The following is a 20,894-nucleotide window of genomic DNA, read 5'->3' as shown; positions in this document are numbered from 1 at the left end:
CCACGGCGAGCCTCACACCCAGCCCATCTCCGCCATCGACAGCGGCTCGCCGTCGCCGACGATGAAGTGGTCGAGCACGCGCACGTCCACCAACGCCAGGGCGTCCTTCAGGCGCTGCGTCAGCCTGCGGTCGGCCTGGCTCGGCTCAGTGATGCCCGAGGGATGGTTGTGACTGAGGATCAGCGCCGCGGCGTTGTGCGCCAGGGCGCGCTTGACCACCTGGCGCGGGTAGACGCTGGCGCTGTCGATGGAGCCGTGGAACAACACCTCGAAGGCCAGGACGCGGTGGCGGCCGTCGAGGAACAGGCAGGCGAACACCTCGTGGGCCTCGTGGCGCAGCCGCGCCTTGAGGAAGTCGCGCACCGCCTGCGGGCTCTCCAGGGCGGAATCGCGGCGCAGCTGCTCGGCCAGGTGGCGGCGGGCCATCTCCAGCACCGCCTGCAGCTGGGCGTACTTGGCGCGGCCCAGGCCCAGGTGGCTGCTGAAGCTGGCCTGGTCCGCCTCCAGCAGCGCGCGCAGGCTGCCGAACTCATGGAGCAGGCGCCGCGCCAGCTCCACCGCGCTGCAGCCGACCACGCCGGTGCGCAGGAAGATGGCCAGCAGCTCGGCGTCGCTGAGGCTCGCCGCGCCGCGTTCGAGGAGTTTTTCCCGCGGGCGTTCTGCTGCGGGCCAGTGACGAATGCTCATGCAACCTCCCTGTCGAGCCGCCCGCTGTGCCGGGGCGGGCGCTGTGCTATCTTAGCCCGTCCCTTTCGCGCGACCGGAGGCCTGGGGAGGCGTCTCCGGCCCTGACGCGCGTCATCCAATTCCGAAGATAAGGCGGGCCTATGCAGCGGCTCTATCGAAAACGCATCGTCCTCGGCGTGGGCGGCGGTATTGCGGCCTACAAGAGCGCCGAACTGGTCCGCCGCCTGCGCGACCAGGGCGCGGAAGTCCGCGTGGTGATGACCCAGGGCGGCCGTGAGTTCATCACCCCGCTGACGCTCCAGGCGCTGTCCGGCCACCCGGTGCACCTGGACCTGCTCGACCCCGCCGCCGAAGCGGCCATGGGCCACATCGAGCTGGCCCGCTGGGCCGACCTGGTGCTGATCGCCCCGGCCACCGCCGACGTCATGGCGCGCCTGGCCCAGGGCGTGGCCAACGACCTGCTGACCACCCTGGTGCTGGCCACCGATGCCCAGGTCGCCCTGGCCCCGGCGATGAACCAGGCCATGTGGCGCGACCCGGCCACCCAGGCCAATGCCGAACTGCTGCGTGGCCGCGGTTTGCACTTCTTCGGCCCGGCCGCCGGCAGCCAGGCCTGCGGCGACGTCGGGCCCGGGCGCATGCTCGAGGCCGAGGAGCTGGCCCAGCGCGCCGCCGACTGCTTCCAGTTCCTCTCGCTGACCGGCCAGCACGTGCTGATCACCGCCGGCCCGACCCAGGAAAACATCGACCCGGTGCGCTACATCACCAACCACAGCTCCGGGAAGATGGGCTTCGCCCTGGCCGAGGCCGCCGCCGAAGCCGGCGCGCGGGTGACCCTGGTGACCGGCCCAGTGCACCTGCCGACGCCCGACCGGGTGAGCCGCGTCGACGTGGTCAGCGCCCGCGACATGCTCGCCGCCTGCGAAGCCGCGATGCCGGCCGACCTGCTGATCGCCGCCGCCGCGGTGGCCGACTACCGCCCCGAGCTGGTCGCCACGCAGAAACTGAAGAAGGACCCGACCACGGGCGACGGCCTGCTGCTGCAGCTGGTGCGCAACCCGGATATCCTCGCCACCCTCGCCCAGCGCGCCGACCGGCCGTTCAGCGTGGGCTTCGCCGCGGAGACCGAGAACCTGCTGGAGTACGCCTCGCGCAAGCTCAAGGACAAGAACCTCGACCTGATCGTGGCCAACGACGTGGCCAACCCCTCGATCGGTTTCAACAGCGAAGAGAACGCGATCACCGTGATCGACCGCGAATTGCACGAAACTGCCTTCGCCCAGACCAGCAAGGGCAAGATCGCCCGCCAGCTGATCGCCTTCATCGCCGACCGCCTGAAACGACACTGAGAACCCGATGCATTCCCTGCAAGCCAAGATCCTCGACCCGCGCCTGGGCGCCGAATTCCCCCTGCCGCAGTACGCCACCCCCGGTTCCGCCGGCCTGGACCTGCGCGCCATGCTCAAGCAGGACACCGTCCTCGAACCCGGCCAGACGCTGCTGATCCCCACCGGCCTGTCCATCTACATCGCCGACCCGGGCCTGGCCGCGCTGGTGCTGCCGCGCTCGGGCCTGGGCCACAAGCACGGCGTGGTGCTGGGCAACCTGGTCGGGCTGATCGACTCGGACTACCAGGGCGAGCTGATGGTCTCCTGCTGGAACCGCGGCAACACCCCCTTCACCATCGCCATCGGCGAGCGCATCGCCCAGCTGGTGCTGGTGCCGGTGGTGCAGGCGCATTTCGAGCTGGTCGACAGCTTCGACGAAAGCCAGCGTGGCGCCGGCGGTTTCGGGCACTCGGGCAGCCACTGACACAATCCTCCAGGACGATTCGCCGAGGAGATGTTGCATGAAACTTTTCCAACGCAGTGCCAAGGGAACGGCCGACCTGCCGGAAGTCGCCCCGCCGCCGAAGGCTTCGGCAGGCCCGGCGGCCCGGCCGGAACTCAAGTCGCTGCTGCCGGCCCTGGGTGTGGCGACCCTCGGCGTGGCCGCCGCCGGCGCCCTGCTGTGGCTGACGCTGTTCGGCAGCGCCGAGCAGATGCACCGCCAGCAGCTGGCCGGCGCCTGGGGCGAAAGCCAGTCCGGCGCCCTGCGCCAGGCCCTGCTCCAGCTCGCCGCCGACACCCGTAGCGCCGCCGCCAACCCCGCGCTGCTGCCGGCGCTGGCCGACGCCAACAGCGCCCGCGCCCTGGAGGCCACCCTCGCCCACTGGCACCAGGACGGCCTGGTGGACGTCCATCTCAACGCCAGCGGCCAGGCCAGCCAGGACAACCAGCGCCCCGGCCCGCTGAACTACGCTGCCCTGGACATGCTGCGCCGCGCCGAGAGCGGGCAGAACGTCGCCCCCGAGGCCTACCGCGTCGGCCAGCGCTGGCTGCTCTACAGCGTCACCGCGCTGCGCGGCCCGGACAACGCCATCCAGGGCAGCCTGATGCTGGTCTTCGACCTGCAGCGCCTGCTCAAGGCCCTGCCGGACATGCCCGCCGACACCGGCCAGCTGCAGCTGGCCCAGCAGTTCGGCAGCTCGCCGGCGCAGGTCCTGCTGCAACGCGGCGAGGCCGGCAACGCCGCGCCGCTGAACCTGGCCAGCGGCAACCCGAACTGGAAACTCAGCTTCACCCCCGGCCCGGCCCTGACCGCCGCGCTGTATCCCCCGGCTCTGCTGGGCTGCGCCGCACTGCTGGCGCTGGCCGGCGCGCTGCTGGGCGTGTACCTCGCGCAAAGCGCCCTGCAACGGCGCCTGCGCCAGGACGCCCAGGCCATCGGTCAGTACTTGCAGGAACTCGGTGGCCAGCGCACTGCCAAAGCACCTGAAGTCGGCCTCGCCGCACTGCAACCGCTGGCCCAGGCGCTGGCGCGGCAGCCCAGGCGCAAGGCCGAGCCCCCGGCCCCCGCCAGCCCCGCACCGGCCCCCGAGCCCCGCCCAGTGGCGGCGAAGATCGACAAGCCGGCCAGCGCCGAGACGCAGCTGGTCGACCCACTGTTCCAGAACACCGACATTCTGGACATCGACATTCTTGATGAAGACCAGGACCTCCTGGGATTGGAGCAAACCCCCGCCATGAGCACGCCCAAAGCCCCGCAACTGCCCGCCAGCATCTTCCGCGCCTACGATATCCGCGGCGTGGTCGGCGACACCCTGACCGCCGAGACCGCCTACTGGGTGGGCCGCGCCATCGGTTCCGAGAGCCTGGCCCGCGGCGAGCCCTGCGTCAGCGTCGGCCGCGACGGCCGCCTGTCGGGCCCGGAGCTGGTCCAGCAACTGATCCAGGGCCTGCTCGACTGCGGCTGCCAGGTCACCGACATCGGCATGGTGCCGACCCCGGTGCTGTACTACGCGGCCAACGTCCTGGAGGGCAAGTCGGGCGTGATGCTCACCGGCAGCCACAACCCGCCGGACTACAACGGCTTCAAGATCGTCGTCGCCGGCGAGACCCTGGCCAACGAGCAGATCCAGGCCCTGCGCGAGCGCATCGAGAACAATGACCTCGCCAGCGGCGTGGGCAAGGTGCAGCAGGTGGACATCCTGCCGCGCTACTTCCAGCAGATCCGTGACGACATCGCCCTGGCCAAGCCGCTGAAAGTGGTGGTGGACTGCGGCAACGGCGTCGCCGGCGTGATCGCCCCGCAACTGATCGAGGCCCTGGGCTGCACCGTCATCCCGCTGTACTGCGACGTCGACGGCACCTTCCCCAACCACCATCCGGACCCGGGCAAGCCGGAGAACCTCGAAGACCTGATCGCCAAGGTCAAGGAAACCGGCGCCGACCTCGGCCTGGCCTTCGACGGCGACGGCGACCGCGTGGGCGTGGTGACCAACGAAGGCACCATCATCTACCCCGACCGCCTGCTGATGCTGTTCGCCAAGGACGTGGTCTCGCGCAACCCGGGCGCCGACATCATCTTCGACGTCAAGTGCACCCGCCGCCTGATCTCCCTCATCAGCGGCTACGGCGGCCGCCCGGTGATGTGGAAGACCGGCCACTCGCTGATCAAGAAGAAGATGAAGGAAACCGGCGCGCTGCTGGCCGGCGAGATGAGCGGCCACATCTTCTTCAAGGAGCGCTGGTACGGCTTCGACGACGGCATCTACAGCGCCGCCCGCCTGCTGGAGATCATCAGCCTCGACAAACGCGACAGCGAGCATGTGTTCTCGGCCTTCCCGCTGGACGTCTCAACACCGGAAATCAACATCACCGTCACCGACGAGAGCAAGTTCGCCCTGATCGAAGCGCTGCAGCGCGACGGCCAGTGGGGCGAGGCCAACCTCACCACCCTCGACGGCGTGCGTGTCGATTATCCCAAGGGCTGGGGCCTGGTACGCGCCTCCAACACCACGCCGGTGCTGGTGCTGCGCTTCGAGGCGGATTCCGAAGCCGAACTGGAACGCATCAAGGACGTGTTCCGCAACCAGCTCAAGGCGGTCGACCCCGCCCTGACCATCCCCTTCTGACCTGACCATGCCGGAGCCCAGCACCATGTCCCAGAGCCGCGATGACGCAGCCCAGGTAGCCCGCGTCCTTGCCGAAGCGCTTCCCTACATCCGCCGTTTCGTCGGCAAGACGCTGGTCATCAAGTACGGCGGCAACGCCATGGAGACCGACGAGCTGAAGAACAGCTTCGCCCGCGACGTGGTGCTGATGAAGGCGGTCGGCATCAACCCGGTGGTGGTGCACGGCGGCGGCCCGCAGATCGGCGACCTGCTCAACCGCCTGTCCATCGAGAGCCACTTCATCGACGGCATGCGCGTCACCGACGCGCAGACCATGGACGTGGTGGAGATGGTCCTCGGCGGCCAGGTGAACAAGGACATCGTCAACCTGATCAACCGCCACGGCGGCAGCGCCATCGGCCTGACCGGCAAGGACGCCGAGCTGATCCGCGCGAAGAAGCTCACCGTCACCCGCCAGACGCCGGAGATGACCAAGCCGGAAATCATCGACATCGGCCACGTCGGCGAGGTCACCGGGGTCAACACCGAGCTGCTGAACATGCTGGTCAGGGGCGACTTCATCCCGGTGATCGCGCCCATCGGCGTGGGCGCCAACGGCGAGTCGTACAACATCAACGCCGACCTGGTGGCCGGCAAGGTGGCCGAGGCGCTGAAGGCCGAGAAGCTGATGCTGCTGACCAACATCGCCGGCCTGATGGACAAGCAGGGCCAGGTGCTCACCGGCCTGACCACCGAGCAAGTCGACAGCCTGATCGCCGACGGCACCATCTACGGCGGCATGCTGCCGAAGATCCGCTGCGCCCTGGAAGCGGTACAGGGCGGCGTGACCAGCGCGCACATCATCGATGGCCGCGTGCCCAACGCCGTGCTGCTGGAAATCTTCACCGACAGCGGCGTCGGCACCCTGATCAGCAACCGCAAGCCGCGTCACTGAGCACTACCCGCCACGGCGCCCGCCGTGGCGGTTCCCTCTTCCTTCCGGAGGCCGCAATGCCTTCAGTCTTCCCTGAACGCCACCAGTTCCACTTCTTCCACAGCCTGCGCGTGCGCTGGTCGGAGGTCGACCCGCAGGGCATCGTCTTCAACGGCAACTACCTGACCTACGCGGACGTCGCCACCACCGAGTACTACCGCAACCTGGAGATCCGCTACCCGGCCGACCTGCTGCGCGGCGGCGGCGACCTGTTCGCGGTGAAGAGCAGCCTGGAGTACTTCGCCCCGGCGCGCTACGACGACTGGCTGGACATGGGCGTGCGCGTCGCGCGCCTGGGGCGCAGCAGCCTGACCTTCCAGGTGGCGATCTGGTGCGAGGGCCAGCCGCTGACCCTCGGCGAGCTGATCTACGCCTACGCCAACGACCAGCGGCAGAGCCAGCCCCTACCGGGCTGGCTGCGCGAGCGCATCGCGAAATTCGAGCACCTGCCCGTCGACTGACGGACTAGCGGGAGGCGCCGAGCAATTGCGCGAGGCGCGCGCGGTCCGCCTCGAAGGCAGCCTTGGCCTGGGCGCGCAGCTGCTGGTAGTGGGCGATGTCGCGCAGCAGGCGCTGCTCCTCGTCCTTCAGGTTGGCCAACTGCTCGACCAGTTGCTGCGGCACCTGGCGCCCGGCGCGCTCGGCGTCGGCGGCCTGGGCCTGCAGGTTGCCCTGCTGCGTCTTCAGCGACTGCAGGTTGCCCCGGGCCACGCTGCTCAGGCCATCCAGCTCGGACAGCTTGCGCTCGCGGGCGCGGTCGACGTCCTCGACGCTGGTGTACAGGCGCAGCAGCTGGGCATCGGAACTGGCCTGGGCGGCAGCGGCCTTGCGCTGCTGGATTTCCTCCGCGGTCGGCGCCGGCGGCACCACGCGGATCACCCGCCCCTGCTCGTTGAGCACCTCGTAGCCCTTGCCGATGTACTGCGACGGCACGCCCAGGCGATCGATGACGGTCACGCCCTTGTCGTTGACGTAGCGGTACATCTCGACGGCGCCGCCGGACGAGGGATTGCCGGCGGCGTTCGCCGCCAGCGCCGGCCCGGCCAGCCCGAAGGCCAGCAACCCCATCAATGCACCACGGCGTAAAGCACCCTGCTTGGCCATGCCGGACACCCTGTTCTGGTTAGATTCCGTACTGCGCGCGATAGGCCTCGACCGCCGGCAGGTGACGCTTGAGCTCGGCGTCGCCGGCCAGGTATTCGAGGACCTGCTCCAGGGACACGATGCTGACCACCGGCATGCCGAAGTCGCGCTCCACTTCCTGGATCGCCGACAGCTCGCCGCGGCCGCGCTCCTGGCGGTTCAGCGCGATCAGCGTGCCGGCGGCCCTGGCGCCCTGGGCCTCGATGATCTGCATGACCTCGCGGATCGCGGTGCCGGCGGTGATCACGTCGTCGACGATCAGCACCCGGCCGGCCAGCGGCGCGCCCACCAGGGTGCCGCCTTCGCCGTGGTCCTTGGCTTCCTTGCGGTTGAAGCACCAGGGCAGGTCGCGCCCGTGCTGCTCGGCCAGCGCCACCGCTGTAGCGGCCGCCAGCGGGATTCCTTTATAGGCCGGGCCGAACAGGACATCGAAATCGATGCCGCTGTCGACGACCGCGGCGGCGTAGAAGCGCCCCAGCTTGGCCAACGCCAGGCCACTGTTGAACAGGCCGGCATTGAAGAAATAGGGGCTGGTGCGCCCGGACTTGAGCGTGAATTCGCCGAAGCGCAGTACGCCGCGCTCGATGGCGAAACGGATGAAATCGCGTTGATATGCCTGCATGGGAATAGAACCGGCCGGTATGAATTTAGCTAAACCGTTTGAGCTCGGGTATCATACACACACGTGATTTTGGGGGCCATTTATGCGGATCATCAGTGTGAACGTGAATGGTATTCAGGCTGCAGCCGAGCGGGGATTGCTCAGCTGGTTGCAAGCCCAGAATGCCGACGTGATCTGCTTGCAGGATACCCGCGCCTCCGCTTTCGATCTGGACGACCCGTCCTACCAGCTGGACGGCTACTTCCTGTACGCCTGCGACGCCGAAGTGCCCAGCCAGGGTGGCGTCGCAATCTATAGTCGTCTGCAACCCAAGGCCGTCATAAGCGGGCTGGGTTTCGAGATGGCCGATCGTTACGGGCGCTACCTGCAAGCCGATTTCGATAAGGTGAGTATTGCCAGCATTCTTCTGCCGAGCGGGCAGGAGGGTGACGAGAACCTGAACCAGAAGTTCAAGTTCATGGAAGACTTCGCCGCCTACCTGAACAAGCAGCGCCGCAAGCGCCGCGAGTACATCTATTGTGGGTCGCTGTACCTGGCCCACAACAAGCTGGACGTGAAGAACTGGCGCGAATGCCAGCAGATGCCCGGCTTCCTCGCGCCCGAGCGCGGCTGGATGGACGAGGTGTTCGGCAACATGGGCTACGTCGATGCCCTGCGCGAGGTCAACCGCGAAGGCGACCAGTACAGCTGGTGGCCGGACAGCGAGCAGGCCGAAATGCTGAACCTGGGCTGGCGCTTCGACTACCAGATCCTCACCCCGGGTCTGCGCCGCTTCGTGCGCAACGCCAAGCTGCCGCGGCAGCCGCGCTTCTCGCGCCACGCGCCGCTGATCATCGACTACGACTGGACGCTCAGTATTTGAGAGCTGGAAGCTAGAAGCCTGAAGCTGGAAGCAAAAGCCGCCACGCTTCCAGCTTCTAGCAGCTACTTCAATGGCCGCCAGGTGAACGGATAGCGGTAGTCGCGGCCCTCGTTGGCCTTGACCCCGGCAATCACGGTCAGCACCAGGGCGCCGGCGCAGACCAGCGCCAGCAGCAGGAAGCCGATCACCAGCAGGCAGAGGAAGAAGCTGACCAGCATCGCCAGGCTGACGGTGATCTGGAAGTTCAGCGCTTCCTTGCCCTGGCTGTCGACGAAGGGATCGGACTCGCGCTTGATCTGCCAGACGATCAGCGGCCCCAGCAGGTTGCCGAAGGGAAAGACCAGCCCGAGGAAGGCGGAGAAGTGGCAGAACATCGCCCACTGCCGGGCTTCCTGGCTCGGCCGCGCTTGCAGTTCGTCGTTCATCCCCGCCCCTCCCGCGTCAGTCGGCCAGCGCGGCGCGCTGCAGTTCGAAGATTTCCTGCATGCCCTGCTGCGCCAGTTCCAGCATGGCGTTCAGTTCGGCGGGCTTGAACGGCTCGCCTTCGGCGGTGCCCTGCACCTCGATGAAGCCGCCGGCGTCGGTCATCACCACGTTCAGGTCGGTCTCGGCGGCGGAATCCTCCAGGTAGTCCAGGTCGAGCACCGGCACGCCCTGGTAGATGCCCACGGAGACCGCGGCGACCATCTGCTTGAGCGGGTTGCCCTTGAGCGCGCCGCGCTTCTTCAGCACCGCCAGGGCGTCGATCAGCGCCACGGTGGCGCCGGTGATGGACGCGGTGCGGGTGCCGCCGTCGGCCTGGATCACGTCGCAGTCGATGTACAGGGTGTTCTCGCCCAGCTTGGTCAGGTCCAGCGCGGCGCGCAGCGAACGGCCGATCAGGCGCTGGATCTCCAGGGTGCGGCCGCCCTGCTTGCCGCGGCTGGCCTCGCGGGCATTCCGCTCGCCGGTGGAGCGCGGCAGCATGCCGTACTCGGCGGTCAGCCAGCCCTGCCCCTGGCCCTTGAGGAAGCGCGGCACGCCGCTCTCGGCGCTCACGGTGCAGATCACCTTGGTGTCGCCGAACTCCACCAGAACCGAACCCTCGGCATGCTTGGTGTAGTGGCGGGTGATGCGGATCGGGCGCAACTGGTCGGCGGCGCGGCCACTGGGACGGTTCATCGAGACTTCCTATGCGAGATTGAATCGGATACTGGCCGCCATTATAGAGGCCCCGGCAGCCAGGCAACCACCGCCGGCGTGCGGCGGCCGGCCCCGCTGGGGTACAATTGCCGGTTCACGATGACATTTCATCGCTTTCAGTCGAATCACAGCGAGGTAGCCCCATGGTTCACAGCATGACCGCCTTCGCCCGCGTCGAACGGGCCGGGACCAATGGGACCCTGAGCTGGGAACTGCGCTCGGTGAACCACCGCTACCTGGAGCCGAACCTGCGCCTGCCGGAAACCTTCCGCGACCTCGAAGGCCCGGTGCGCGAGGCGCTGCGCCAGGGCCTGTCGCGCGGCAAGGTGGAATGCACCCTGCGCTTCAACGAGGACACCGCCGGCAAGCCGCTGCAGGTCGACCGCGAGCGCGCCGCGCAACTGGTGGCCGCCGCCGAGGGCGTGGCCGCGCTGATCAAGCAGCCGGCGCCCATCGACCCGCTGGCCGTGCTGGCCTGGCCGGGCGTGCTGGTGGGCGATGCCGCCGACCCGCAGGCGCTCAACGCCGAGGCCATGACCGCCTTCAACCAGGCGCTGGACGAGCTCAAGGCCGGCCGTGCCCGCGAAGGCGCGGAACTGGCGCGGATCATCGACGAGCGCCTGGGCGCCATGCAGGAAGAAGTGGCCAACCTGCGCGAACTGGTGCCGCAGATGCTCGGCAACCAGCGGCAGAAGATCCTCGACCGCTTCGCCGAACTGAAGCTGGAAGCCGACCCGCAGCGCCTGGAGCAGGAAATGGTCCTGCTGGCGCAGAAGAGCGACGTCGCCGAGGAGCTCGACCGCCTGAGCACCCACGTCGCCGAGGTGCGCCGCGTGCTCAAGGCCGGTGGCGCCGCCGGCCGCCGCCTGGATTTCCTCATGCAGGAACTCAACCGCGAGGCCAACACCCTCGGCTCCAAGGCCTTCGACCCGCGCTCGACCCAGGCCGCGGTGAACCTCAAGGTGCTCATCGAACAGATGCGCGAGCAGGTCCAGAATATCGAGTGAGCCGCGCGCTCGCTTTCCACCCATAGCCCCAGGATTCAGTCATGTCCGGCACCCTCTACATCGTTTCCGCGCCTTCCGGCGCCGGCAAGACCAGCCTGGTGAAGTCGCTGCTCGAGGCCATGCCCAGCGTGCGCGTCTCGGTCTCCCACACCACCCGCGGCATGCGCCCGGGCGAGGTGGACGGGGTGAACTACCACTTCGTCGGCCGCGACACCTTCACCGCCATGCTCGAACGCGACGAGTTCCTCGAGCACGCCGAAGTCTTCGGCAACCTCTACGGCACCTCGCAGCGCTGGGTGGAAAAGACCCTCGCCGAAGGCCTCGACCTGATCCTCGAGATCGACTGGCAGGGCGCCCAGCAGGTGCGACGGCTGATGCCCCACGCGCAGTCGATCTTCATCCTGCCGCCGAGCCGGCACGCCCTGCGCCAGCGCCTGACCAACCGCGGCCAGGACAGCGACGAGGTGATCGAGCGGCGCATGCGCGAGGCGGTCAACGAAATGAGTCACTACGTCGAATACGATCACCTGGTGATCAACGACGATTTCGCCCATGCTCTGGAAGACCTCAAGTCGATCTTCCGTGCCCGCCAGCTGCGCCAGGACGCCCAGCAGAAGCGCCACGAGCGGTTGCTCGAAGAGCTGTTGCAGCCGTCGGCATAACAAACGGCCCTTCCATAAAGATTGGCGATTTTTTAGACTATTCAGTCCGCCCGGAAACCCGGGCTCCATTTTCCGCAACGAGGAACACCATGGCCCGCGTCACCGTCGAAGACTGCCTGGACAACGTCGATAACCGTTTCGAGCTGGTCATGCTCGCCACCAAGCGCGCGCGCCAGCTGGCCACCGGCGGCAAGGAGCCGAAGGTAGCCTGGGAAAACGACAAGCCCACCGTGGTCGCCCTGCGCGAGATCGCTTCCGGCCTGGTCGATGCTGAAGTCGTTCAGCAGGAGGACGTGGTTGAAGAAGAACCGCTGTTCGCCGCCTTCGAAGACGAGGCCAACAACGAGGCCCTGTAATTCGATGACCGGCCGACGACCACAGGCGCCGTCCACTCGGCAGGGGGTGATGCCTTGCCGAGCATAGACGCCTTCGCCGACCGGCTCTCGAGCTATCTCGGTCCGGACCAGGTCAACCTGGTCCGCCGTGCCTACTACTACGCCGAGCAGGCCCACGACGGGCAGCGCCGCCGCAGCGGCGAGGCCTACGTCACCCATCCGCTCGCCGTCGCCAACATCCTCGCCGACATGCACATGGACCATCAGAGCCTGATGGCGGCCATGCTGCACGACGTGATCGAGGACACCGGCATCGCCAAGGAAGCGCTTACCGCGCAGTTCGGCGAAACCGTCTCGGAACTGGTGGACGGGGTCAGCAAGCTGACCCAGATGAACTTCGAGTCCAAGGCCGAGGCCCAGGCCGAGAACTTCCAGAAGATGGCCATGGCCATGGCCCGCGACATCCGCGTGATCCTGGTCAAGCTGGCCGACCGCCTGCACAACATGCGCACCCTGGAAGTGCTGTCCGGCGAGAAGCGCCGGCGCATCGCCAAGGAAACCCTGGAAATCTACGCGCCCATCGCCAACCGCCTGGGCATGCACAGCATGCGCGTGGAATTCGAGGACCTGGGCTTCAAGGCCATGCACCCGATGCGCTCCGAGCGCATCCGCCAGGCGGTGAAGAAGGCCCGCGGCAACCGTCGCGAGATCGTCGGCAAGATCCAGGAATCGCTGGTCAACTGCCTCGCCCGCGAAGGCATGGAAGGCCAGGTCCTGGGCCGCGAGAAGCACCTGTTCAGCATCTACAAGAAGATGCGCGGCAAGCGCAAGGCGTTCAACGAGATCATGGACGTCTACGCCTTCCGCATCATCGTCGACAAGGTCGACACCTGCTACCGCGTGCTCGGCGCCGTGCACAACCTGTACAAGCCGTTCCCCGGTCGCTTCAAGGACTACATCGCGATTCCCAAGGCCAACGGCTACCAGTCGCTGCACACCACCCTGTTCGGCATGCACGGCGTGCCCATCGAGATCCAGATCCGCACCCGCGAGATGGAAGAGATGGCCAACCACGGCATCGCCGCGCACTGGCTGTACAAGTCCAACGAGGACGAGGTGCAGAAAGGCACCCACGCCCGCGCCCGCCAATGGGTCAAGGGCATCCTCGAACTGCAGCAGCGCGCCGGCAACTCGCTGGAATTCATCGAGAACGTGAAGATCGACCTGTTCCCGGACGAGGTCTACATCTTCACGCCCAAGGGCCGCATCATGGAGCTGCCCAAGGGCTCCACGGCAGTGGACTTCGCCTACGCGGTGCACACCGACGTGGGCAACAGTTGCATCGCCTGCCGCATCAACCGCCGCCTGGCGCCGCTGTCCGAACCGCTGCAGAGCGGCCAGACGGTGGAGATCGTCACCGCGCCGGGCACCCGGCCGAACCCGGCCTGGCTCAACTTCGTGGTCACCGGCAAGGCGCGCACGCACATCCGCCACGCGCTCAAGCAGCAGCGCCGCTCCGAGTCCATCAGCCTTGGCGAGCGCCTGCTGAACAAAACCCTCGCCGGCTTCGACAGCCACCTGGAGAAGATCCCCGCCGAACGCATCCAGGGCGTGCTCAACGAGTACCGCATGGAAGTCTTCGAGGACCTGCTGGAAGAAATCGGCCTGGGCAACCGCATGGCCTACGTGGTCGCCCGCCGCCTGCTCTCCAGCGAAGGCGACGCCGCCGCCACCAACGCCGAGGGGCCGCTGGCGATCCGCGGCACCGAGGGCCTGGTGCTGAGCTACGCCAAGTGCTGCACGCCGATCCCCGGCGACCCCATCGTCGGCCACCTGTCGGCCGGCAAGGGCATGGTGGTGCACCTGGAAAGCTGCAGGAACATCAGCGAAATCCGCAACAACCCGGAAAAATGCATCCAGCTCAGCTGGGCCAAGGATGTCACCGGGGAGTTCAACGTCGAGCTGCGCGTCGAGCTGGAACACCAGCGCGGCCTGATCGCCCTGCTGGCGACCAGCGTCAACGCCGCCGACGGCAACATCGAGAAGATCAGCATGGACGAGCGCGACGGTCGCGTCAGCGTGGTCCAATTGGTGGTCAGCGTGCACGACCGCGTGCACCTGGCCCGCGTCATCAAGAAGCTGCGCGCGCTCAAGGGGGTGGTCCGGATCACCCGCGTGCGCAGCTGATCCCACCCCTCGCAAGGAGTCGACATGACCAAGACCGTTATCCACACCGACAAGGCCCCCGCGGCCATCGGCACCTACTCCCAGGCGATCAAGGCCGGCAACACCGTCTACGTCTCCGGGCAGATCCCGCTGAACCCGCAGACCATGGAACTGGTCGAGGGCTTCGAGGAGCAGGTCGTCCAGGTGTTCGAGAACCTCAAGGCGGTGATCGAGGCTTCCGGCGGCTACCTGCACGACGTGGCCAAGCTGAACATCTTCCTCACCGACCTGTCGCACTTCGCCAAGGTCAACGAGATCATGGGCCGCTACTTCACCCAGCCCTACCCGGCGCGCGCCGCCATCGGCGTGGCCGCCCTGCCCAAGGGTGCCCAGGTCGAGATGGACGCCATCGTCGTCCTGGAGTAATCCTCCACTCCCGAACGGGGCCCTCGCGGCCCCGTTCGTTTTTCCCCGTTCGTCCGCAAGGAGCACCCGCATGCGTCGCGCCCTCGTCCTGAGCGCCCTGCTTGGCCTGCTGACCGGCTGTGCCGGCACCCCCGATCCGTCCGGCACCTGGATCAACCAGGCCGCCATCGACGCCGCCAGCAAGAGCGGCAAGCTGCGCGAGGCGCTGCTGGCCTACGGGCCCAACCTGGAATGGCGGCTCGACACCAAGCGCCAGCAGGCGACCTACAGCAACGGCTTCGAACAGGGCGAAGGCCAGCTGAGCCAGGACCCGGCGGACAAGAAGCACTGGCAGGTGGCCTTCTACGGCAGCAAGCAGGAAGAGCTGGCGGTGGACGGCAAGCAACTGGTGCAGGTGGGCAGCGAGAACTGGCCGGAACAGCGCTTCGCCCGCCCCGAACAGCAGGGCCCGGCGCCCATCGGCGCCAGCTTCCAGCGCGCCCTGTACGGCAGCTTCCTCAAGGGCACCTGGGTGATCCAGGAAGGCCCGGGCCAGGGCAGCAAGGTGACCTTCCAGGCCGACGGCCGCGTGGAGGGCATGCCCAGCGCCGACCGCTACGCCCTGTGTCTGGCCGGCGACTGCGCGGCCATGAGCGGCGACAGCGACAGCATCTGGCTGCAGCAGGGCCGCCAGGGCCGCGAATACCTGTTCCAGCGCGAGGACGACAAGCTGGAACTCTTCGAAGCGGTGAACCGCGCCCAGGCCGACGAAATGCCCGAATACGCCCCGGGCAAGCGCGTCTGGCTGCTGGAACGCGACTGAGCCGCCGGCGCCGCCCCGCGCGGCGCCTTCAGCGCACGCCCAGCCAGAGCAACCAGCCGCCCAGCGCCAGCAGCAGGGCGCCGCAGGTACGGTCCAGCGCGCGCACCCGGCGCTGCAGCCAGCCGCGCCAGCGCCGCCGATCCAGCAGGCGCACCAGGGCCAGGTCCCAGAACAGCACCACCGCGCCCATCCACAGCACGCAGGCGCCGAGCGCCCAACCCGGCAGGTGGAAGGGCCCGAGCACGCCGAACAGCCCGGTGTAGAAGATCGGCAGCTTGGGGTTCAGGCTGCTGGCCAGGAAGCCTTCGCGCAGGCCGTGGAAGAAACCTCCAGCGCGCTGCCCAGCGCTTTCCCCGGGAATCTCCAGTTCGCGCCGCGCCAACACCGCCTGGGCGCCCAGCCAGACGAAGTAGGCCCCGCCCAGCAGCTGCACCACCCGCAGGCCGTGGTTCGCCAGGTCGGGCAGTTGGCCGAGAACCAGCAGCACCAGCCCCATGCTCGCCAGGTTGGCCAGGGCGATGCCGCTGGCGCAGCCGTCGGCATGGCGGCGACCGCGCAGCAGGGCGGCGCGGATCAGCAGGAAGAAGTCCGGCCCCGGCGACAGCAGGGCGGCGAAATGGGTGCTGGCGACCAGCGCGAAGGCGGCGAACATGGCGTTCTCCCGGAAGTGGCGGGAGGCCAGTCTGGCCAGGCGGCGCGGCGGCGGTCTTGTAGGAAACTCAGGTGCGCGTGGCGCTGCGGAAACGCCCCGGGGTCACGCCGGTGAAGCGGCGGAAGGTGCCGGAGAAATGCGCCTGGTCGCAGAAGCCCAGCTCCAACGCCGCCTCGATGGGCGTGGCGCCCTCCACCAGCAGGCGCTTGGCCTCGCGCACCCGGCGCTGCAGCAGGTAGGTGTGCGGCGGCACGCCGTAGGCGCGGCGGAAGCTTTCGATCAGGTGACGCGGGTGGCGCTGCACCAGGGCGGCCAGTTGCTCCAGGCTCACCGCCTCGCGGTAATGGCTTTCCAGGTAGTCGCGCAGCCGCGCGGTGACGCCGCCGTCGCGGCTCGCCGAGGCCGCCGGGCGCATGCCGCCGTGGCGCACGAAGACCAGCTCCAGCAGCGCCAGCAGCTCGCTTTCCAGGCCCAACGCGTCGTTGCGCTCGAATTCGCCGGCCACCCGCGCCAGGGCTTGCGCGACCAAGCCATCGTCGCCCGGGTTCAATTCCTGGAAGCCGCGCGGCAACTGCTTGCGGCCCAGCAACGGCAGCAACCGCGACTCCTCGATGTAGAGCATGCGGTAGACCAGCCGCTCGCTCTCGGCGTTGCCGGTGTGCGGCTCCTCCGGATTCATCAGCGACAGGGTGCCGGCCGGCAGCACGTGGCGCGCGCCGCGGCATTGGTAGCCGCCGGCGCCGTGGAGGATGGCGCCGATGGCAAAGGCGTCGTGGCTGTGGCGGCCGAACGGCTGGCCGGAGAAGTCCGCATGGAACAGCTCCACCCCGGGCAGCCAGGGGCGCGCCAGCAGCCGGTTGGCGTCCACCTCAGTCCTCGCGCCCGGCGAGGATGGCGGCGTAGCCCTCGCGGTAGCTGGGGTAGCGCGGCACCCAGCCCAGCGCCCTGGCGCGGGCGTTGCTGCAGCGCTTGCTGCCGGTGCGGCGCACGCTCTGCTCGTCCGCCCAGTGGCTGACGCCCATGAGCTCGCGCAGGTAGCCCACCACCTCGGCCAGCGGCGCCGGCGCGTCGTCCACGCCGATATAGCAGTCTTCCAGCGGCTTGCCCTCGGCATCGGCACGCAGCAGGCAGGCCAGCAACCCGGCGGCGTCCTCGGCGTGGATGCGGTTGGCGTACAGCGGCGGCTCGACGGCCACCCGGTAGCCTTCGCGCACCTGCTTGAGCAGCCACTCGCGGCCGGGGCCGTAGATGCCGGTCAAGCGCACCACGGTAGCGGGGATGCCACTGACCAGCGCCACGCGCTCGGCGTCGAGCATGATCCGTCCGGAATACTGCCGGGCCTCGGCGGGCGAGTTCTCGTCGATCCACTCGCCGTCCGCCTGGGCGTAGACGCCACTGCTGGAGACGAACAGCACACGCTTGGGCCGCTGCCCGCGCTGCTGCAGCCAGCCTAGGCAGTGGCGCAGGCCCTCGACGTAGGCGGCGCGGTAGCCGGCCTCGTCGTGCTGGGTCGCGGCGGCGGCGTAAACCACATAGTCCAGTTCGCCTTCGGGCCAGGCCGGCGGGCACTCGGCGCAGCCCAGGTCGCCGGCCACCGGCAGGATGCCCGCGGGCAGTGCGGCGGCATCGCGGCGCAGCCCGTACACGCGCCAACCCTCGGCGGCCAACTGGCGGCCGAGGCGGCTGCCGACGTCGCCGCAACCGGCGATCAGAACATTCGCAGGCATCTTCGCCTCCTAAAGACAGGGCCCCGGAGTTTAGCGCGGTTGGTTCGCAACCGCGCAGCCGCTATGCTTGGCCCAACTCAACGGATTAGTCGCCATGACCCTCACCGAACTGCGCTACATCGTCACGCTCGCCCAGGAGCAGCATTTCGGCCGCGCCGCCGAGCGCTGCCACGTCAGCCAGCCGACCCTGTCGGTCGGCGTGAAGAAGCTGGAGGACGAGCTCGGCGTGCTGATCTTCGAGCGCAGCAAGAGCGCGGTGCGCCTGACCCCGGTGGGCGAAGGCATCGTGGCCCAGGCGCAGAAGGTGCTGGAGCAGGCCCAGGGCATCCGCGAGCTGGCCCAGGCCGGCAAGAACCAGTTGACCTCGCCGCTGAAGGTCGGCGCCATCTACACCATCGGCCCCTACCTGTTCCCGCACCTGATCCCGCAGCTGCACCGGGTGGCGCCGCAGATGCCGCTGTACATCGAAGAGAACTTCACCCACATCCTGCGCGACAAGCTGCGCACCGGCGAGCTGGACGCGATCATCATCGCCCTGCCGTTCCAGGAGGCCGACGTCCTCACCCTGCCGCTGTTCGACGAGCCCTTCTACGTGCTGATGCCGGCCGACCACCCCTGGACCGCCCGGCAGACCATCGACGCCGAGATGCTCAACGACAAGAGCCTGCTGCTGCTCGGCGAGGGCCACTGCTTCCGCGACCAGGTGCTGGAAGCCTGCCCGACCACCCGCAGGGGCGAGGAAAACCGCCACACCACCGTGGAATCCAGCTCGCTGGAGACCATCCGCCACATGGTCGCCTCCGGCCTGGGCGTATCGGTGCTGCCGTTCTCGGCGGTGGACAGCCACCACTACGCCCCCGGGGTGATCGAGATTCGCCCGTTCACCCCGCCGGCGCCGCTGCGCACCGTGGCCATCGCCTGGCGCGCCAGCTTCCCGCGGCCGCGCGCCATCGAAGTGCTGGCCGATTCCATCCGCCTGTGCTCGGTGGCCCGGCCGACCGCCAAGGGCGACGCCCAACCGGCATGACCGAGCTGGCCAACGTCCCGGTCACGGCGCTCAAGGGCGTCGGCGCCGCGCTGGAGGAAAAGCTGGCGCGGGTGGGCCTGGAAAACCTCCAGGACATCCTCTTCCACCTGCCGCTGCGCTACCAGGACCGCACCCGCGTCACCCCCATAGGCGCGCTGCGCCCGGGCCAGGACGCGGTGGTCGAGGGCGTGGTCTCCGGCGCCGACGTGGTCATGGGCAAGCGCCGCAGCCTGCTGGTGCGCCTGCAGGACGGCAGCGGCACCCTGAGCCTGCGCTTCTACCACTTCAGCCAGGCGCAGAAGGAAGGCCTCAAGCGCGGCACCCACCTGCGCTGCTACGGCGAGGCCCGCCCCGGCGCCTCGGGCCTGGAGATCTACCACCCCGAGTACCGCGCGCTGAACGACGCCGCGCCGGCCCCGGTGGAGCAGACCCTCACGCCCATCTACCCGACCACCGAAGGCCTCACCCAGCAGCGCCTGCGCACCCTCAGCCAGCAGGCCCTGGCGCGCCTGGGGCCGAACAGCCTGCCCGACTGGCTGCCCGAGGAACTGGCCCGCGACTACCGCCTGGCGCCCCTCGACGAAGCCATCCGCTACCTGCACCGGCCGCCGCCGGACGCCAACCTGGAAGAACTCGCCGAGGGTCGCCACTGGGCCCAGCACCGCCTGGCCTTCGAGGAACTGCTGACGCACCAGCTGTCGCTGCAGCGCCTGCGCGAAAGCCTGCGCGCCCAGCACGCGCCCGAGCTGCCGCCGGCGAAGAAACTGCCGCAGCGCTTCCTGGCCAACCTCGGCTTCGCCCCCACCAGCGCGCAGCAGCGCGTGGGCGCGGAGATCGCCTACGACCTGGCGCAGCCCGAACCCATGCTGCGCCTGGTGCAGGGCGACGTCGGCGCCGGCAAGACGGTGGTCGCCGCCCTGGCCGCGCTGCAGGCCCTGGAGGCCGGCTACCAGGTAGCGCTGATGGCGCCCACGGAAATCCTCGCCGAACAGCACTACCTCAACTTCAGCAAGTGGATGCAGCCGCTGGGCATCGAGGTCGCCTGGCTGGCCGGCAAGCTCAAGGGCAAGGCGCGCGCCGCCGCGCTGGAGCAGATCGCCGCCGGCGTGCCCATGGTGGTCGGCACCCACGCGCTGTTCCAGGACGAGGTGAAGTTCAAGCGCCTGGCCCTGGTGATCATCGACGAGCAGCACCGCTTCGGCGTGCAGCAGCGCCTGGCCCTGCGCCAGAAGGGCGTCGACGGCCGGCTCTGCCCGCACCAGCTGATCATGACCGCCACGCCCATCCCGCGGACCCTGGCGATGAGCGCCTACGCCGACCTGGACACCTCGATCCTCGACGAGCTGCCGCCCGGGCGCACGCCGGTGAACACCGTGCTGGTCGCCGACAGCCGCCGCATCGAGGTGATCGAGCGCGTCCGCGCCGCCTGCCGCGAAGGCCGCCAGGCCTACTGGGTGTGCACGCTGATCGAAGAATCCGAAGAACTCACCTGCCAGGCCGCCGAGACCACCTACGAGGAGCTCGCCTCGGCCCTGGGCGAATTGCGCGTGGGCCTGATCCACGGGCGCATGAAGCCGGCGGAGAAGGCCACGGTGATGGAGGCCTTCAAGGAAGGCCTGCTGCAACTGCTGGTGGCGACCACGGTGATCGAGGTCGGCGTGGACGTGCCCAACGCCAGCCTGATGATCATCGAGAACCCCGAGCGCCTCGGCCTGGCCCAGCTGCACCAGCTGCGCGGGCGCGTCGGCCGCGGCAGCGCGGCGAGCCACTGCGTGCTGCTCTACCACCCGCCGCTGTCGCAGATCGGCCGCGAGCGCCTGGCGATCATGCGCGAGACCTGCGACGGCTTCGTCATCGCCGAGCGCGACCTAGAACTGCGCGGCCCCGGCGAGATGCTCGGGACGCGGCAGACCGGTCTGCTACAGTTCAAGGTCGCGGACCTGATGCGCGACGCCGACCTGCTGCCGGCGGTGCGCGACGCCGCCCAGGCTCTGCTGGCGCGCTGGCCGCAGCACGTCGGCCCGCTGCTGGAGCGTTGGCTCCGACATGGCCAGCAATACGGTCAAGTGTGACCTGCTTCAATTTCACCGGTCGGATGACTGGCCAGTCACGAATAGCCGCTGGGTATACTCCCGGCTGCAGTTGCTAACCGGATCACAAAGCCC

At 68.6% G+C, this 20,894-nt stretch carries 22 protein-coding genes; 14 read left to right on the top strand and 8 right to left on the bottom strand.

The window, feature by feature from the left end:
- Positions 1–12: 12 nt before the first annotated feature.
- Complete coding sequence (radC, locus tag RN02_RS14030; RefSeq protein WP_009614120.1) at positions 13–687, bottom strand: RadC family protein; 675 nt, start codon at positions 685–687, stop codon at positions 13–15.
- Between the two features lie 140 nt (positions 688–827).
- On the opposite strand from radC, the gene coaBC reads away from it, so the two are divergent.
- From coaBC to RN02_RS14005, 5 genes are read left to right on the top strand one after another with little or no spacing between them, the layout of a single operon-like run.
- Entirely contained in the window at positions 828–2,036 is a 1,209-nt protein-coding gene (coaBC, locus tag RN02_RS14025) for a bifunctional phosphopantothenoylcysteine decarboxylase/phosphopantothenate--cysteine ligase CoaBC (protein WP_009614121.1), read from the top strand.
- 7 nt (positions 2,037–2,043) lie between these two features.
- On the top strand, positions 2,044–2,499 hold the full coding sequence (dut, locus tag RN02_RS14020) for a dUTP diphosphatase (RefSeq protein ID WP_009614122.1): 456 nt from the start codon (positions 2,044–2,046) through the stop codon (positions 2,497–2,499).
- Positions 2,500–2,536: 37 nt separating this feature from the next.
- Complete coding sequence (locus RN02_RS14015) at positions 2,537–5,143, top strand: phosphomannomutase/phosphoglucomutase (RefSeq protein WP_043315010.1); 2,607 nt, start codon at positions 2,537–2,539, stop codon at positions 5,141–5,143.
- 25 nt (positions 5,144–5,168) lie between these two features.
- The gene (argB, locus tag RN02_RS14010) at positions 5,169–6,077 is read left to right on the top strand and encodes an acetylglutamate kinase (protein ID WP_043315009.1); all 909 of its coding nucleotides are present in this window, start codon (positions 5,169–5,171) and stop codon (positions 6,075–6,077) included.
- A 56-nt stretch (positions 6,078–6,133) separates the two neighbouring features.
- Positions 6,134–6,577 (top strand): acyl-CoA thioesterase, encoded by a 444-nt coding sequence (locus RN02_RS14005; protein WP_009614129.1) that lies wholly within the window; start codon positions 6,134–6,136, stop codon positions 6,575–6,577.
- A 4-nt stretch (positions 6,578–6,581) separates the two neighbouring features.
- On the opposite strand, the gene RN02_RS14000 is transcribed toward RN02_RS14005, so the two are convergent.
- The gene (locus RN02_RS14000; RefSeq protein ID WP_152623760.1) at positions 6,582–7,220 is read right to left on the bottom strand and encodes a DUF4124 domain-containing protein; all 639 of its coding nucleotides are present in this window, start codon (positions 7,218–7,220) and stop codon (positions 6,582–6,584) included.
- Between the two features lie 19 nt (positions 7,221–7,239).
- Entirely contained in the window at positions 7,240–7,881 is a 642-nt protein-coding gene (gene pyrE, locus RN02_RS13995) for an orotate phosphoribosyltransferase (RefSeq protein ID WP_009614134.1), read from the bottom strand.
- A gap of 82 nt (positions 7,882–7,963) precedes the next feature.
- Here pyrE and RN02_RS13990 point away from each other — a divergent pair, with 82 nt between their 5' ends.
- On the top strand, positions 7,964–8,743 hold the full coding sequence (locus RN02_RS13990) for an exodeoxyribonuclease III (RefSeq protein WP_043315008.1): 780 nt from the start codon (positions 7,964–7,966) through the stop codon (positions 8,741–8,743).
- Positions 8,744–8,805: 62 nt separating this feature from the next.
- Here the strand turns inward: RN02_RS13990 and RN02_RS13985 are convergent, their stop codons facing one another.
- Positions 8,806–9,168 carry a DUF4870 domain-containing protein gene (locus RN02_RS13985; RefSeq protein ID WP_043268113.1) on the bottom strand — a complete coding sequence of 121 codons (363 nt, stop codon included), beginning with the start codon at positions 9,166–9,168 and terminating at the stop codon, positions 8,806–8,808.
- A 16-nt stretch (positions 9,169–9,184) separates the two neighbouring features.
- On the bottom strand, positions 9,185–9,904 hold the full coding sequence (gene rph / locus RN02_RS13980; protein WP_009614139.1) for a ribonuclease PH: 720 nt from the start codon (positions 9,902–9,904) through the stop codon (positions 9,185–9,187).
- 164 nt (positions 9,905–10,068) lie between these two features.
- On the opposite strand from rph, the gene RN02_RS13975 reads away from it, so the two are divergent.
- The 6 genes from RN02_RS13975 to RN02_RS13950 all read left to right on the top strand — a co-directional run bounded on the left by RN02_RS13975 (position 10,069) and on the right by RN02_RS13950 (position 15,323).
- Positions 10,069–10,932, top strand: coding sequence for a YicC/YloC family endoribonuclease (locus tag RN02_RS13975; RefSeq protein WP_043315007.1), 864 nt, complete (start codon positions 10,069–10,071; stop codon positions 10,930–10,932).
- Between the two features lie 41 nt (positions 10,933–10,973).
- The gene (gene gmk, locus RN02_RS13970; RefSeq protein WP_043315006.1) at positions 10,974–11,594 is read left to right on the top strand and encodes a guanylate kinase; all 621 of its coding nucleotides are present in this window, start codon (positions 10,974–10,976) and stop codon (positions 11,592–11,594) included.
- An 89-nt stretch (positions 11,595–11,683) separates the two neighbouring features.
- Positions 11,684–11,950 (top strand): DNA-directed RNA polymerase subunit omega, encoded by a 267-nt coding sequence (gene rpoZ, locus RN02_RS13965; protein WP_009614145.1) that lies wholly within the window; start codon positions 11,684–11,686, stop codon positions 11,948–11,950.
- A gap of 54 nt (positions 11,951–12,004) precedes the next feature.
- Positions 12,005–14,116 carry a bifunctional GTP diphosphokinase/guanosine-3',5'-bis pyrophosphate 3'-pyrophosphohydrolase gene (gene spoT, locus RN02_RS13960; RefSeq protein WP_043268111.1) on the top strand — a complete coding sequence of 704 codons (2,112 nt, stop codon included), beginning with the start codon at positions 12,005–12,007 and terminating at the stop codon, positions 14,114–14,116.
- A gap of 24 nt (positions 14,117–14,140) precedes the next feature.
- Positions 14,141–14,521 carry a RidA family protein gene (locus RN02_RS13955; RefSeq protein ID WP_009614149.1) on the top strand — a complete coding sequence of 127 codons (381 nt, stop codon included), beginning with the start codon at positions 14,141–14,143 and terminating at the stop codon, positions 14,519–14,521.
- A gap of 70 nt (positions 14,522–14,591) precedes the next feature.
- Positions 14,592–15,323, top strand: a complete 732-nt coding sequence (locus RN02_RS13950; protein ID WP_043315005.1) for a hypothetical protein — start codon at positions 14,592–14,594, stop codon at positions 15,321–15,323.
- Positions 15,324–15,351: 28 nt separating this feature from the next.
- On the opposite strand, the gene RN02_RS13945 is transcribed toward RN02_RS13950, so the two are convergent.
- From RN02_RS13945 to RN02_RS13935, 3 genes are all read right to left on the bottom strand, one after another.
- Positions 15,352–15,975 carry a LysE family translocator gene (locus tag RN02_RS13945; protein WP_043315004.1) on the bottom strand — a complete coding sequence of 208 codons (624 nt, stop codon included), beginning with the start codon at positions 15,973–15,975 and terminating at the stop codon, positions 15,352–15,354.
- 67 nt (positions 15,976–16,042) lie between these two features.
- Complete coding sequence (locus RN02_RS13940; RefSeq protein ID WP_009614155.1) at positions 16,043–16,843, bottom strand: helix-turn-helix transcriptional regulator; 801 nt, start codon at positions 16,841–16,843, stop codon at positions 16,043–16,045.
- A 1-nt stretch (position 16,844) separates the two neighbouring features.
- Positions 16,845–17,702: an NAD-dependent epimerase/dehydratase family protein gene (locus RN02_RS13935; RefSeq protein WP_043315003.1), complete on the bottom strand. Its 858-nt coding sequence runs from the start codon at positions 17,700–17,702 to the stop codon at positions 16,845–16,847.
- 94 nt (positions 17,703–17,796) lie between these two features.
- Between RN02_RS13935 and RN02_RS13930 the strand changes: the two genes are divergently transcribed.
- Positions 17,797–18,729, top strand: coding sequence for a hydrogen peroxide-inducible genes activator (locus tag RN02_RS13930; RefSeq protein WP_009614159.1), 933 nt, complete (start codon positions 17,797–17,799; stop codon positions 18,727–18,729).
- Positions 18,726–20,801, top strand: a complete 2,076-nt coding sequence (recG, locus tag RN02_RS13925) for an ATP-dependent DNA helicase RecG (RefSeq protein ID WP_043315002.1) — start codon at positions 18,726–18,728, stop codon at positions 20,799–20,801. Before RN02_RS13930 ends, recG begins: the two co-directional genes overlap by 4 nt.
- The last annotated feature ends 93 nt before the right edge of the window (positions 20,802–20,894 follow it).

Origin of the sequence: Pseudomonas sp. PI1 (assembly GCF_000812405.1) — a bacterium.
Lineage (GTDB): Bacteria > Pseudomonadota > Gammaproteobacteria > Pseudomonadales > Pseudomonadaceae > Pseudomonas > Pseudomonas citronellolis.
This window is presented reverse-complemented; position numbering and strand designations above follow the sequence as displayed.